General features: G+C 50.0%; 11 protein-coding genes and 1 pseudogene. 10 read left to right on the top strand and 2 right to left on the bottom strand.

All coding sequences use genetic code 11. The annotated features are described in order from the left end of the window. Positions 1-134: 134 nt before the first annotated feature. From NQU17_09380 to NQU17_09340, 9 genes and pseudogenes are all read left to right on the top strand, one after another. Positions 135-932, top strand: a complete 798-nt coding sequence (locus NQU17_09380; GenBank protein ID UUM10875.1) for a tryptophan-rich sensory protein — start codon at positions 135-137, stop codon at positions 930-932. 324 nt (positions 933-1256) lie between these two features. Then, complete coding sequence (locus NQU17_09375) at positions 1257-2018, top strand: SDR family oxidoreductase (protein UUM10874.1); 762 nt, start codon at positions 1257-1259, stop codon at positions 2016-2018. 471 nt (positions 2019-2489) lie between these two features. Next, positions 2490-2756, top strand: coding sequence for a hypothetical protein (locus NQU17_09370; GenBank protein UUM10873.1), 267 nt, complete (start codon positions 2490-2492; stop codon positions 2754-2756). Between the two features lie 55 nt (positions 2757-2811). After that, entirely contained in the window at positions 2812-4308 is a 1497-nt protein-coding gene (locus NQU17_09365; protein UUM10872.1) for a 4Fe-4S dicluster domain-containing protein, read from the top strand. 5 nt (positions 4309-4313) lie between these two features. Continuing rightward, positions 4314-4874: an ECF transporter S component gene (locus tag NQU17_09360; protein UUM10871.1), complete on the top strand. Its 561-nt coding sequence runs from the start codon at positions 4314-4316 to the stop codon at positions 4872-4874. A 583-nt stretch (positions 4875-5457) separates the two neighbouring features. Further along, positions 5458-6672 carry a YgeY family selenium metabolism-linked hydrolase gene (locus NQU17_09355; GenBank protein ID UUM10870.1) on the top strand — a complete coding sequence of 405 codons (1215 nt, stop codon included), beginning with the start codon at positions 5458-5460 and terminating at the stop codon, positions 6670-6672. Between the two features lie 221 nt (positions 6673-6893). Beyond that, positions 6894-8297 (top strand): annotated as a pseudogene (locus NQU17_09350) (TIGR00366 family protein). Positions 8298-8581: 284 nt separating this feature from the next. Then, a complete protein-coding gene (locus tag NQU17_09345) occupies positions 8582-8968 on the top strand; it encodes a RidA family protein (protein UUM10869.1) in 387 nt (128 codons plus the stop codon). A gap of 3 nt (positions 8969-8971) precedes the next feature. After that, entirely contained in the window at positions 8972-10084 is a 1113-nt protein-coding gene (locus tag NQU17_09340) for an alanine racemase (GenBank protein ID UUM10868.1), read from the top strand. A 344-nt stretch (positions 10085-10428) separates the two neighbouring features. On the opposite strand, the gene NQU17_09335 is transcribed toward NQU17_09340, so the two are convergent. Continuing rightward, a complete protein-coding gene (locus NQU17_09335) occupies positions 10429-11610 on the bottom strand; it encodes an iron-containing alcohol dehydrogenase (GenBank protein UUM10867.1) in 1182 nt (393 codons plus the stop codon). A gap of 668 nt (positions 11611-12278) precedes the next feature. Here NQU17_09335 and NQU17_09330 point away from each other — a divergent pair. After that, positions 12279-13517, top strand: coding sequence for a dicarboxylate/amino acid:cation symporter (locus tag NQU17_09330; GenBank protein UUM10866.1), 1239 nt, complete (start codon positions 12279-12281; stop codon positions 13515-13517). Positions 13518-13793: 276 nt separating this feature from the next. Here NQU17_09330 and NQU17_09325 read toward each other — a convergent pair whose 3' ends face one another. After that, positions 13794-14507: a helix-turn-helix domain-containing protein gene (locus NQU17_09325; GenBank protein ID UUM10865.1), complete on the bottom strand. Its 714-nt coding sequence runs from the start codon at positions 14505-14507 to the stop codon at positions 13794-13796.

Genomic DNA, 14507 nt, shown 5'->3' with positions numbered 1-14507 from the left:
AAAGTGAGCTTTGAGTAGGCGGAGAGCTGAATCTTAGGATCCGAATCCCTTTCGACTGCCAGTTCTTCAGAAGTAAGCATCCATACCATGATTTTAAAGGTTGAGTAGAATTTTTACCCGGAAAGGAGTCAACGATGGAACGATCAAAAAAAGCCTGGATCAATGCCCTTTTTTTTGCAGTAACTCTGGTATTTAACGGACTGGGTGCTGCCGGTCTGATTAATGGACTGTCACAAAAGGAAATCTCGGACAAATACATTACGCTGATCACGCCCAGTCCATCGACTTTCAGCATCTGGAGCCTGATCTACACACTGCTGCTTTTTTCCATCATCTTTATGATCCTGAAGAAAAATGATCGGTACTACCAGGAGGCAGTGGACCGGATCAGTCTGCTGTTTCGAATTTCGTGCCTGTTCAATATCCTGTGGATCGTCACCTTCTCGTTTCTCTTCATTGAACTTTCAAGTCTCTTCATCATTGGTTTCCTGGTCATCCTGAGTCTGATCTGCCGCGAACTGCTCAAGATCCAGGAAGGCCGCCGCTGGCTGCTTCCCCTGACTTTTTCGCTCTATACCGGCTGGCTCATGATTGCCACAGTGGTAAATATCGCTGCCAGCCTGGTGAAGATGAACTGGGACGGGTTTGGATTATCACTGGAGTTATGGGCCATCCTGATCCTCTCCGTGGCAGTCCTCCTCACTGGAGGGGTGGCCTATCGGCTGAGCAACGCAGCGATTCCGCTGCCGGTTGCTTGGGCATATTTCGGGATTTACCGTTTTCTCATGGCTCCTGAGGGCTTTCAGGGGAAATATCCTATGGCTCAGACTGCGGCAATTACCGGAGCGGCTCTGCTGATCGCTCTGGTAGCCATCCAGTTCTATCGCAACCGGTTCAATATACTGCCCAATGTTGAAAAAAATTTAGAATAAAGCCATCTCAGTATCGCTTGATTGCGAAGTTCCAAGGAATCCGGTAATCCTTGATTACCGGATTGCAGAATTTAAAACAGTTCAATGCAGCGTCGCATAAGGGTGAACCTCATCCGAGGTAATTTCCTTTGTATTTACTGGATCGCCTCCACGGATGTGGGGGCTTTTTGGTCTGCTTGATTGGCATTCGGGTAAGATTTCTCGTTTGCGCTCATTGGAAAATCGCTTTTCGCCACGAATGGGATAACGTTTACAGGATAAGACGATTGGACTATAATTTAGGAGAAGAGATTGTGAAAATAAACTCATTAGGAGGTCTGAAACATGAAGCTTCAAGGTAAAGTAGCCATTGTTACCGGAGCCAGCTCCGGAATGGGACACGAAATCGCAGCGCTGTTTGCTCAGGAAGGGGCTATTGTATATGCTGTGGCCAGAAGGGCGGAGCGGTTGCAGGAACTGGCGGAAAGTATTCAGGGGCCTGGCCGGATCATTCCGCATGTCGCGGATCTGATGGAGAAAGAAGACGCTCAGTCGTTGATTGAGGCAGTCGTGAAGGATGCAGGCAAACTGGATATTCTGGTGAATAATGCCGGAATCATGGATGATTTCAGCGCGGTGGGAGATGTTGCTGATGACATGCTGGAAAAAGTGTTTGCCCTCAATACGTTTGCTCCATTTTATACCAGCCGCGGCGCGGTGAAGCAGTTCCTGGTACAGGGCGGCGGCAACATCATAAATATTGCTTCCGTCGGAGGATTGTACGGCGCCAGAGCGGGTGCGGTTTACACTGCAGCCAAGCACGCGGTCGTGGGCCTGACCAAGAATACGGGATATATGTACGCCAAAAAGAACATCCGCTGCAATGCTATCTGCCCCGGAGGCGTTGAAACGGAGATCGGCAGCGGTGACTTCATGAAAAAGGTCAACCAGGAAGGGCTGAATATCGCCATGTCCAATATCGGCGGCAATCCAAGAAACGGCAAGCCGATTGAAATTGCCCGTGTGGCACTGTTTCTGGCTTCCGACGATTCCGGCTTCATAAATGGTCAGTGCATTACGGCGGACAGCGGCTGGACTGCTTATTAGCCAGCCTGTTGTTCGAAGTTGAATTCAAGAGTTATTCGAATAATCCGGCCCGAAGGAATCGAAAATCAGGAGCGCAATCCCCCGTGAAAACAGGGGTTGCGCTCCCTTCATGCGGTTTCGTCATGTTCTTTGATCTGATCAGGCAGGAAAACAGTTCATCGCGTCAATGGTCGGTTCGTCTAAGTCCTTGGCTTAACAACAACCGCTCACAGGGATCATCTCAAAGTGATCTTGTAATGCCACCGTGCAAAATCCACGGTGAAATGCCCATCGTGCAAAACCCATCGTGCATAGCCCATAAAAGAACCATTGGGTCAAGGTCGGCTGTTTTATCTGGGGTCAGGCAGGATCGAGAGGGCGAGGCGAAGGATGGCTCATAGAACTCCGGGAAGCTGATACTCCCGACTGAGGAGAACCGGGGTATGATATAATATTGACGAAAGATTATTTGTCTTGTGAAAGGGGAAAGAAATGAAAGTAACACTCTGTATGGGGTCGAACTGTGTAGCGATGGGGAATATGTCGATCCAGACGCAGTTGGAGGATTTAAAGGTATTCCTGTCGTGGGATTCACTGGAAATCGCATTTGAGCAATGCCTAGGTCAGTGTAAGGTCAATGAGTCGGCCAGTCCGGTTGTCATGATTGATGGTGAAGTGATTCTGTCAGCGACTTCAGAAGTTGTCATGGAAAAGGTGATGGAAGGGTATCGGCGGGAAATGCCGGAGTCTGACATCTAACCCTGACCGCAGCCAATGATAACCTTGCTCGAATAATTACCCAAGGAGTAATCAAATGTACGAAGTATATAATGACATCATTCACATCAGACGAAGAATCTTCACGGAGATCGCGCGAATTGCTTATGAAGATAAAAATCCGGGGGAGGCAATTGGGAAAGCCATCTCAGACATCATTCCGGGAGAGGTTGCCAACTATCGGGATTCGGTTTTCAAGGAGCGTGCCATCGTCGGTGAACGCCTCCGTCTGACGCTGGGACTGCCGGTAAGAAGTGCCGGTGAGCTGGGCGTACTGGCAGAAGGCATTGATGAGGCCGATGTGGCGAAGCGTTTTTACGAAGCCCCACTGGTCAATGTCATCACCTTTGCCTGCGAAGCCTGTCCGACGAAACGGCTGGAAGTCACTTCCAACTGCCGCAAGTGCATTGCGCACCCCTGCATCAATGTCTGTCCGGTAAACGCCATTACCATGGGTAAGCATCAGACCCACATTGATCAGGAGAAATGCATTAAGTGCGGCCGCTGCCGAGACGCCTGCCCCTATAACGCCATCATTCAGTATGATCGGCCCTGTGCTCAGGCCTGTGGGGTCAACGCCATCGATTCGGACCACCTGGGGCGGGCAAAGATCAATCAGGACAAATGTGTTTCCTGCGGCCAGTGCATTCAGAAGTGTCCTTTTGGCGCCATTGCAGATAAATCCGAGATTTATCAGCTGATCAAGTCCATGAAAGCCGGCGGGCGCCATCTGGCCATCGTAGCGCCGTCCTTCATTTCACAGTTTGGACCGGTGGTCACTCCCGAGCAAATTTTCGAGGGAATCCGTCTGCTGGGCTTTGATGAAGTGATGGAAGTGGGACTGGGAGCTGATATCGAAACGATCAAGGAGGCCCGGGAATACCTGCATGAAGTTCCGGCATCCAAGCCCTACATGGGAACCTCCTGCTGTCCGTCCTGGGCAATGATGGTCAAGAAGATGTTCCCCGAGGAGGATAAGAACATATCGAGTTCGGCGACTCCGATGATTGCTACCGCTCAGCACATTAAACGGGAAGATTTCAACGCCAAAGTTACGTTTATCGGTCCCTGCATTTCCAAGAAACTGGAAGCGCTGCAGGACAATGTCAAGGACTATGTTGACTTCGTCCTCACCTATGAAGAACTCATGGGCATGTTCATTGCTAAAAGCATTGAGCTGACGGGTCTGGAAGTGAGTGCTGCCATTGATGATTCATCCAGTCTGGGACGTGGTTTTGCGGAATCGGGCGGCGTAGCCGGGGCGGTTGCGGCCGTTGTGGCTCAGCTGGAGCCTGACCGGACGGTCCTCACGGAAAAAGCCAATGGCCTCCATGAATGCGTCAAGCTGATGAAGCTCGCGAAAGCCGGCAAAAAGAATGGCTATTTACTGGAGGGAATGGCTTGTCCGGGCGGTTGCCTGGGTGGACCCGGAACACTGGCTCCGATTCTCAAAGCCCAGCGGGCACTGGCTGCCTTCAAGGAAAAAGCCGCTGCGAAATCACCATTGGATAACCCGAAAATTCAGGGGGAGTAAATCGAATGAAAACAGGAAATACCACCGGCCGCGAAACCAGATCCATGATTCTGGCGGCCTTGTTCTTAGGGATGGCCATTGTCATCCAGCTGCTTGGAAGATTCAATCCGGACTTTTCACGAGTATTCGTCGGACCGCTCATCAACGCGCTGCTACTGCTGACGGTCATTTTCTGCGGCCGCCGTTATGGCATGCTGCTGGCAGTGCTCAGTCCCATCATGGCTTTTGCCACCGGTCAGCTCAATCCGGCACTTGCTCCGTTCATTCCCTTCATCATGCTGGGCAACCTGGCGCTGGTCATCCCGTTCAGCTTCCTGCTCAGAAATCTGACAACGCAGGTCATTGGCATTGTGATTGGGTCGGGACTGAAGTTTTTCGTCATGATGATGGCTGCTCAGTATGCTGTTCCCGTCTTCGGACTCCCCATCCCGCCGGCATTGCAGCAGAGACTTCCGGTAGCCTTCGGACTTGTTCAGCTCTACGCTGCTCTGATTGGAGGAGCCATAGCTCTGGTACTTGGCAGCCTTTTGAAGAAACGGGAAAACTTTAAAAGACCCATAGAATAACAGAATAAACAGTATTTCGGCCTGAAGTACGATGCTGTCCGCTCAACGGTTGAGCGGACAGCATCGTACTTTTTTCTCGTGAATATCCTGTATAAATTTCTTTTGCTCCACAGCTCAACGGCTTCAAAACTCCACAGCTCAATCAAAGGGTGATGCCATTTCAGAGCGTCGACTCGAAAGGGGAAACATTGGAAGCAGATCATCTTTCGGAGAAGGAATGAAATGTTTAAGTTATTCGAACATTTTCATAGCTTAAGATGTAAATGTACGGATGACAATTATCGAGAAAAGTACTCAAACCACTAAGAAAAATGGTGTTGTATGACAAATTTTGATAGAACGATTACATAAATGTTAGTTCGGGTTGGTAATTGTCTTGTATTATTGATGAAAATGAGTTAAAGCGTTGGAATTACTCATTTTTTTCATATTTACGTACTTAACGGGAAAAGGGTTTCATCAAAAAAAAGTCTGGTAGTACAATGATTTTGAAATGTTTTTTAAAACATCACTATTAATTTAACAAAAGCATTCGTTCAGTTGATGTATTTGCTGCAGATGCGAATCAGGAAGAGGTGAAAAGGTGGAGATCAGTTCGAAGATCTTAGGGGCTGTTGAAGAGATACGGCAGCCGATGATGTCCTTTCTGCGTGAGATCATAGCGATTCAAAGCTATGACGGCGACGAGGGAAAGGCAATGGCCCGAATCAGGGAAGAAATGGAACGGATTGGATTCGAACGGATATGGGTGGATCCCATGGGGAACCTGATGGGTTATCTGGGGCACGGGGAACATCTCATTGCGTTTGACGGTCATGTCGATACGGTATCTTGCGGCGACCTGGGAAACTGGACCTTTGATCCCTTTTCAGGATATGAGAATGCAAAGGAAATCGGCGGCCTGGGCACAACAGATCAGAAAGGCGGCGTTGCCTCCATGCTGTATGCCGGAAAAATCATGAAGGATCTGGATCTGCTGGGGAACTGCACGGTCTTGTTTGTCTGCAGCGTACAGGAAGAGGACTGTGATGGCCGTTGTTGGCAATATATCATCGAAGAGGACTGGATTCGGCCAGAGTTTGTGGTTCTGACAGAACCAAGTGACGATATGATCAGTCTCGGTCAGAGAGGGCGGGCTGAAATCCGGCTTACGACCTCAGGCGTATCTGCCCATGGTTCCCGGCCGGAGCTGGGGGTTAATGCTGTCTATAAGATGGGACCAGTGATTGGAGCAATCCAGAGGCTGAACGAAGAGCTGCCCAGTGACGGAAAGCTGGGGAAGGGCAGTGTGGCCATTTCGGAAATAACATCCACAGCGCCTTCACGCTGCGCTGTTGCTGATTCCTGTACCGTGATCCTGGATCGCCGATTGAATTCCAGAGAAACACCGGAATTTGCACTCAAGCAGCTCAGGCAGCTGCCGGAGGTACAGGCCGCCCAGGTGGTCGTAGACATCGAACTGTATGAAGAACCCTCCTATACTGGGCTGGTTTATCCGACGGAAAAATTTTATCCGGCCTGGCTGATTCAGGAGGAAAGCCCGGTCTGTGAAAGTCTGAAGACTGCTTATGCCAGTCTGTATCGGACCCCTCCCCGGATTACGGTCTGGCCATTTTCCACTAATGGTGTTTCCATTATGGGGCGACACCAGATCCCATGCATCGGCTACGGCCCGGGATCGATTGAATTCGCTCATTCACCCGACGAAAAAGTATTCAAGAGCAGCCTGATGAAGAGTTGCGCCCTGTATGCGTCCCTGCCGGTAACATATTCGGAAATAATGAGAAAAAGGAAATAAGAAAGTAAGTAATTTAAACAATGCGTGGATAAACACATAAGTAATCATTTGGATATACATATAAGTAATCACGTAGATATCCAACGAAGCATATGAGTTGATCGGGGACAATTGATTTTAAAGAACACCGGATGAAATATATTTAAGGAGGTTTGAAGAACAGTGTTGTTTCCGAGTGTTTTTTTAGATAGTACTAATCAAAAATAAGGGAGAAAAATAACATGGAAAAACTGCGCAAACTGAAAGTTCCTCACACCTTTATTATTCTCTTAGGCCTTATCATGATCGTCTCAGCACTGACTTATCTGATTCCTGCGGGAAAATACGAAAGAAATTTTGATGAAACGACCGGCCGTCAGCTGGTAGATCCTGATTCATACCATACCGTAGAAAGAAATCCCACCACCCTGGTGCAGTTCTTTGCATCTCCGGTTGATGGTATGGTAGAAGCTGGCTATGTCGTTGTTTTGACCTTCGCGGTCGGCAGTGGAGTGTTTGTTCTGGAAAAAGCCGGCGTTATTACCGGAGCGATTCAAGGCCTGACCAGAAAATTGAAAGACAAAGGCATTTTAGTCATTCCTATTTTGATGATTATCTTTGCACTGATCGATAACTTTATCGGCATGTGTGAACTGACCATGGTTTATGTACCGATCATCCTGCCGCTGATGCTGAGTATGGGATTTGACTCCATCACGGCCGCTGCCACAGCACTGATTGGTTCCCAGATTGGTTTCTCACTGGGTGTAGCCAATCCCTTTACCACCATTATCGGTCAGAAAATTTCCGGACTGCCTCTGATGTCCGGCTGGCAATTGCGGCTGGCTGCGCAAGTTGCGTTTATGACCGTGGCTGTGATCTACGTGATCCGGTATGCCAGAAAAGTTCAGTAAGATGCCAAAAACAGCCTGATGTATGATATCGACCTGAATACCAAGCTGGAACTGGGTACTGACTCCGCCATTGAGAAGAAACTGTCCTCCCGGCAGCAGCTGGCAGGCTTGTCATCCATTGCCATCTTCGTTTTGATGGTATTTGGCGTTATTCAGTGGGGCTGGGACATGCCTCAGATCGGTGCGGCTTTCGTAGCCATCGGCATCATCGGCGGACTCATTGCCGGAATGAAAGGCGATGAAATCAGCCAGGCCTTCGTGGAAGGATCCACCAGAGTTTTGGAAGGCGCTTTGATCATCGGTGTCTCCCGCGGTATCGCAGTTGTCATGAATAATGCCCAGATTACCGATACAATCGTCCATTTCTTCGCCGGTGCGCTCCAGGGAATCCCTGCTACCTTCGCCGCTGTGGGAATGATGGTATCACAGACAATCATTGAGTTTTTCATCTCCTCCGGAAGCGGCCAGGCCGTTGCCACCATGCCGATTATGGCACCATTGGCAGATGTCATCGGCGTCACCAGACAGTCTGCCGTCCTGGCGCTGCAGTTTGGTGATGGTCTGACCAACATTCTGTACCCGGTTTCCGGATACTTTATGGCAACCATTGCTCTGGCCCGCGTGCCTTACCAGAAGTGGCTCAAATTCTTCGTTCCGCTTCTGTTAATGGAATGGGTCATGGCGATTATCGTCATGATCGTTGCCCAGCTGACTCAGTTCGGACCATTCTAAAAAGTATACTTAATATTTCCCCAGCCTCCTTCAGAGACTGTCGGATCAAAGAAATTCAGAAGAAACGGCAAAGCTGTTTCCTCTGAATTTCTTAATCTCACAATCTCTTTTTTTGCATCCGATTCCACATGCAAGGGAGAGGAGTGGAACTAAAAATGATCTTCTGATGGCCGTTAGACTGAGGAAATTCATTGAGACGGTCCGATCTGATTGACCCTCCCAGGAGATGGTGCTATGATGCGCATAAAATACTTTGGTAATCTGAAATTGTAAGGAGTGTCATCATGAATATTAAGTTCATCCAAACGGAATACTCTGTTCGGGATGGGGGGCACTACACCCCTGGTGTCGTCCATAACGGTACGCTCTACGTGTCAGGTCAGCTGTCCATAAATCCCGTTACCGGTCTGCGTCCTGAGGGCGGAATCAAGGCAGAAGCTTTGCAGGCATTGAAAAACCTTGATCTGGTCCTGGGTTCCGCCGGAGTCAGCCGGGAGCAGGTTTTAAGTTGCCGCATCTACATCACTGATGTTGCATACTGGGGGGAAGTCAACGAAGTTTACTCCAAGTTCTTTGACGGACACAAACCGGCTCGGATCGTCATCCCAACCGGACCGCTCTATGCTGGCTGTCTGGTTGAGATTGAGGCGATCGCGGCCATCGGAGGATAAGTCATGCGATACATGCAGTTGGATACCCCCTCGGTCATTATTGACCGAGAGATAATGATGAGCAATCTGGATCGGATGCAGTCTTATGCGGACAGCCGGCAGGTAGCGCTCCGGCCGCACACCAAGACCCACAAAATCCCGCAGATCGCCCGCATGCAGGAACTGCGGGGAGCCAGGGGCATCACCGTGGCAAAAGTGGGGGAGGCTGAGGTGATGGCAGAGCATGGGCTTCGAGATATTTTTATCGCCAATGAAATTGTGGGGGAAGCCAAATTCAGACGCATTATCAAACTGATGGAGTCGGGCGTGCATCTGACTTTCGGGCTGGACTCTGTCGAACAGGCAGCCCTCATTCAAAATGCGTTCCAGGACAGTGGTCACATAGCCCAAACGCTTGTTGAAATCGAAGTGGGCGAGAACCGTTCCGGCATGATCGAGGAAACAGAGTTCCGTGATCTGCTGAACTATGTCCGGACCCAGGCTCCGGACATAGCGATCACGGGGGTATTCTCCCATGATGGCAGTTCCTACAATGCGAAGGATCTGGCCGAATGCAGGCAGATCCACCTGGATGCCCAAGTTCGTACGCTGCGTTTTGCACAGATCGCCCGCACCATGGGTTTTGAAATGGAGACGGTGAGTATCGGCTCCACGCCATCGCTGCTGCAGGATTTCCCCATCCTGGAAGGCGTCACCGAAATTCGCCCCGGAACCTACGCTCTGATGGATGCCTCCATGGCAAGTGTCCATGGCAGCCTGGACATGTGCGCGGCAACAGTGCTGGCTACGGTGATCAGCCGCCCTACATCCGAACGGGTCATCCTGGATGTCGGCGCCAAAGGCATTACGATGCAAACCCGCCGCGTTGGAATTACTGCCGTTGAGGGCATGGGCATCATCAAACAGTTCCCGGATGTACACATTTTTGATGTCTTTGATGAGCACGCCATTATCTACAGCAAGAAGTTTCGCGACGCGGTCAGGGTGGGGGACAAGGTGGAGATCATTCCGGTCCATGTCTGTCCTATGATGAACCTGCACGAGGAAGCCTATATGGTATCCAACGGAGAAGTCGTGGAGGTCTGTCCCATCGCCGGACGCGGCAGGCTCCGATAGCGATGATGTCTGAAGTTATTTGAATCTCCTGTGCTGCGGCAAGAAGAACCGTCACCCATTCCTTGGTTGAGGGTTTTCCTTGCTGCAGCAAAGTTTTTTTGATTACACGGTCGGGGGCGTTCCCGCGAGCGAATACTAGTGGATCTTGAGTTGGATGGGCATGGTTTATGACATCTGGTTCCTTCTGTCATCCAGCTGCAGCCTCCTGGGTTGGAAATAGGAATCAAAAAATACCGCCATCCGGGAGGATTGGCGGTATAAAGCAAGTGGTGGGACGGGAGGACGAGTCCCGTCCGGTTAACCTGGGAGGTATGCGGTCGGACCGCGAGGGATTTCGGAGCCGGTTAGAAGTTGACTTCTGTGCCGTAATAAGTACAGGTCAGAAGTTGTTCCATGGCAATGGGATCAATCGGTCTGGGATTGGAGCCGGTGCAGGCGTCACCCACGGCGAGTTCTGCAATGCGGGAGAGTTTTTCTTTAAACTCCGATTCCTGAATGCCGAATTCCTGCAGGGTGTGGGGGATATTCAGCAGCGTGTTGAACTCATGGATTTTATTGCAAAGGCTGTTGATCAGGGCTTCGTTGGACACTCCAGCCAGTCCCATGCGGCGGGCAATTGCGGCATAACGGCCTGCAGCCACCGGATTTTTGGCATTATAGCGGATGACAAAGGGGAGATAGATTGCATTGGCACAGCCGTGAGGAATATGTCCGGTCGAGAAGGCCGCACCGGTTTTATGTGCCATGGAGTGAACAATTCCAAGCAGGGCGTTGGAGAAGGACATACCTGCCAGGCATTGCGCGTAGTGCATCTGTTCCCGGGCACCCTGATTGTTCTGATAGGAGGCCGGCAGGTAATCCAGAACCATCTCAATGGCCTGGAGAGCCAGCGGATCCGTAAAGGGATTGTTCAGGGTGGAAACATAGGCCTCGATGGCGTGAGTCAGGGCATCCATTCCGGTATAAGCCACCTGGGTCAGGGGCAGATGTTCAACCAGTTCCGGATCCAAAATCGCAACATCAGGCGTTATATTGAAATCAGCCAGCGGGTATTTTACGCCGGTCGCATAGTTTGTGATGACTGAGAAGGCAGTAACTTCAGTGGCGGTTCCCGAAGTGGTTGGGATAGCGGCAAATCTGGCCTTTTGTCTGAGTTGCGGGAAGTTGAAGGGGATAATCAGATCCTCAAAGGTAGTCTCAGGGTATTCATAGAATGCCCACATCGCCTTGGCGGCATCAATCGGTGAGCCCCCGCCCATGGATACGATCCAGTCCGGCTGGAATTCCCGCATTGCCTCAGCACCGCGCATAACGGTTTCCACCGATGGATCCGGCTCTACTCCTTCAAACAGCAGAACTTCCATTCCGGCTTCTTCCAGGTAACCCACGGCCCGATCAAGAAATCCCTGCTTTTTCATCGAGCTTCCCCCGACTACCAGTATGGCTCTTGTGCCTTTCAAGTTCTTCAGTTCTGACAATGTTCCTTTTCCGTGATAGAGGTCTCTGGGCAAAGTAAATCGACTCATTGTAGTTACTCCTTTGTTAAGATAAATATTTAACAATAGAATACCACTACGTTCAGAATATAACAATTGTGCACAATTTAACATCTGATTGTTATGAACCGCGTTTTTTCCTTTAATTTCGAATTGATTAGCTGAAAGTGATATAAAGTGTATAAATCACTGGCTTTCATCTCATTTCTTTAAAAAAATCATATTTGCTGGAGATAAATATTTCTCTGTGAGCTCAGGTAAAATCAAGTGCGAAAAAAATAACAGCAGGAATCATTGGTGCGTTAGCGAAAAACTGGTTGGATGTATAATAAAACAGTGAAGTATAAAATTGATACAGGTTTTATAGTATATTTGCAGCGAATGGGGAAGGCGAATATTTCATCAGATTGCTGGCTTCCATTCAATTGGTAATGTGTTGGTTGCGTTCAGGGTGGTTTGTTCGAACGGCTGAAGATGCCTTCGAAAGAAGTGGGTTGCAAAAACTTTTTGTAAGTGATAATTATTATCAATGGAGATTATGAGGTTTTTGGCATACGCAGGTTATTTGTGCAAACAAGATGTTGAAAAGGCGGATATATTATCGGATTATCAATGGAAATTCCGATTTATAATTGTTATTATCTGACGGGACTGTTAAGATAAACCAGAACAAAAAAACTAAAGGAAAAGGACTGTGTATGGAAAAGAAAAAAATAGGTCTGGTACCAAAACTAGTCATCGCGATCATTTTAGGTGTTATTGTCGGTCAGCTGAACTTCATTCCTGAGTTTCTGCTTCGGATTCCGATCACTTATTCCAAAATTTTCAGCAGCATTCTCTCCTTTGTCATTCCCCTGATGATCCTTGGATTCGTCATTGTAGGCATAGCGGATCTGACCGAGGGAGCCGGGAAGCTGCTCGGCGTCACGACAATTCTGGCCTATGGGTCAACCCTTCTGGCCGGTACGGTTGCCCACCTGGTGGCTATCAGTGTATTCCCCTCGTTCATCAGCCAGGACCTGGTGGAAAAGCTGACGGAAACAGGCGCTGAACTGACACCGCTGTTCTCCATCCCGCTGGCCCCGCTGCTCGATGTCACAGGCGCTATCGTGTTTGCGTTTATGTTCGGAATCGGTATTTCATGGCTCAGAAGCCAGGGACGCGGGGAAACCATTTACCATATCTTCTCTGATTTCGGCGCGATTATCACGAAGATCCTGAATACGCTGATCATTCCGGGCCTGCCGCTGTATATCTTCGGAAACTTCCTGAACCTGAGCTACTCCGGATCGGTCTTTACGGTGTTGTCCATCTTCTGGAAAGTTTTCGTCATCATCATCATCCTGCATATTCTCTACATCATCGCTCAGTTCTTCATTGCCGGAGCGATTGGACGCAAGAACCCGGTTCGAATGATTAAAAACCAGATTCCCGGCTACATCACTGCCATCGGAACCCAGTCCTCCGCGGCAACGATTCCGGTCAACGTGGAATGCGCCAAGAAGAACGGTGTTTCCAAGCAGATTCGTGACTTTGTGGTTCCGCTGTGCGCCACAATCCATCTGTCAGGCAGCATCATCACCATTACCAGCATTGTTACTGCGGTATTGCTGATGTATGGACTGCCTCACGGCTTCGGACTCATGATGGGCTTCATCGCGATGCTCGGCATCGCTATGGTCGCGGCACCGGGAGCTCCGGGTGGAGCCATTATGAGCGCGCTGCCCTTTGTTTCCCTGGTCGGCATTGATCCCACCGGGACTCTGGGCCAGCTTCTGATCACCCTGTATCTGACCCAAGACAGCTTCGGTACGGCCTGCAACGTTTCCGGCGATAATGCCATTGCGGTGGTTGTTGACGAATACTATCACCGATTCATCGCTAAAGGAAAACCGGAACCTGAAGACGAAGATGATGAAATGACGGTCGAGATCTAAGGTCTTACCGACTACTACGCATGTAATAGCAAAAGCAGAAAGACAGAGAGTATCCACGCTCTCTGTCTTTTGTCATCGATGACATGAAATCCCGGATCTCATTCCCCAGGGGAGAGATCCGGGATTTCTTGCTTTGAACGATTGCTGCTTTGCTTTTTTTCGATAACCCCGGACTTTGTCTGGAGCTGAGACAGAAATTCGTTCGGAGGGTTGGCTCGAAAGATAGTTATGAGCAATGGGTTTCGAGAATAAGTTTTGCGGAATGGATCAGTGGAATCATTCCCCAGGAACTGTCCGGCACTCGGCTGCCAGCAGCAGGTTCAGGAGCGCGGCTCCGTGGTGGCTTCTGGGATCGATGCCGGTCTGCTGGTGCAGGCGGTCCAGGCGGTATTTCAGGGTATTGCGGTGAATGAACAGTGCGGCGGCGGTATCGCCGGGGCTGAGGTTATGCCGGGAAAAACTGGCAAAAGTTTCGCGAAGCTCCGGTGACAGCGGACGAAGTCGCTGCAGATTTTGTCGAAGCCAGGCTTGATGCACATCACCGGGATCGGCCAGGTGGTCAAATAGCAGTTCAAAGTCAGCGCAACCCAAGCCGTCTTTGCGGCGGCGAAGCTTGAGGTCCAGCAAGTGGTTCAGAACCGAAATGCCAGGATCTGCCGGTACAGCGTCACCATACTGGTACACGGCATCCGGGGACAGATAGAGGTTTTCGGTCAGAGCCCAGATCAGGCCTTCGGCCAGTTCCTTCGGTTCGTCGGTCTGAGACAGGACAAGGATCCGGTCCGATCCGGCAGGGGAGAGATTCAGGCCCTCGGAAAAGTTCTGGATCAGGGCAGCCACTTCCGGCTGGTAAGAGACAGCGGCCAGCATGGCAAAATTGGGGGAAGCCGAAGATCTGCCTGCCTTTGAAACAGGGGAAACCGGGGGCGGCATATTGCCTCCCCCGGACGGTGCGGTCACGGATTGGAACGATCCCCTGGCTTTCTTCAT

Source organism: Clostridiaceae bacterium HFYG-1003, assembly GCA_024579835.1.
In the GTDB taxonomy this organism is placed as follows: Bacteria; Bacillota; Clostridia; order Clostridiales; family Clostridiaceae; genus JG1575.
Note: the sequence above shows the minus strand (reverse complement) of the source record. Positions and strands in the feature narration are given on the sequence as shown.

Coding starts and splice junctions, on each gene's coding strand:
- NQU17_09380 (UUM10875.1), top strand. CDS start 135: ATGGAACGATCAAAAAAAGCCTGGATCAATGCCCTTTTTTTTGCAGTA.
- NQU17_09375 (UUM10874.1), top strand. CDS start 1,257: ATGAAGCTTCAAGGTAAAGTAGCCATTGTTACCGGAGCCAGCTCCGGA.
- NQU17_09370 (UUM10873.1), top strand. CDS start 2,490: ATGAAAGTAACACTCTGTATGGGGTCGAACTGTGTAGCGATGGGGAAT.
- NQU17_09365 (UUM10872.1), top strand. CDS start 2,812: ATGTACGAAGTATATAATGACATCATTCACATCAGACGAAGAATCTTC.
- NQU17_09360 (UUM10871.1), top strand. CDS start 4,314: ATGAAAACAGGAAATACCACCGGCCGCGAAACCAGATCCATGATTCTG.
- NQU17_09345 (UUM10869.1), top strand. CDS start 8,582: ATGAATATTAAGTTCATCCAAACGGAATACTCTGTTCGGGATGGGGGG.
- NQU17_09340 (UUM10868.1), top strand. CDS start 8,972: ATGCGATACATGCAGTTGGATACCCCCTCGGTCATTATTGACCGAGAG.
- NQU17_09335 (UUM10867.1), bottom strand. CDS start 11,610: ATGAGTCGATTTACTTTGCCCAGAGACCTCTATCACGGAAAAGGAACA.
- NQU17_09330 (UUM10866.1), top strand. CDS start 12,279: ATGGAAAAGAAAAAAATAGGTCTGGTACCAAAACTAGTCATCGCGATC.
- NQU17_09325 (UUM10865.1), bottom strand. CDS start 14,507: ATGAAGAAAGCCAGGGGATCGTTCCAATCCGTGACCGCACCGTCCGGG.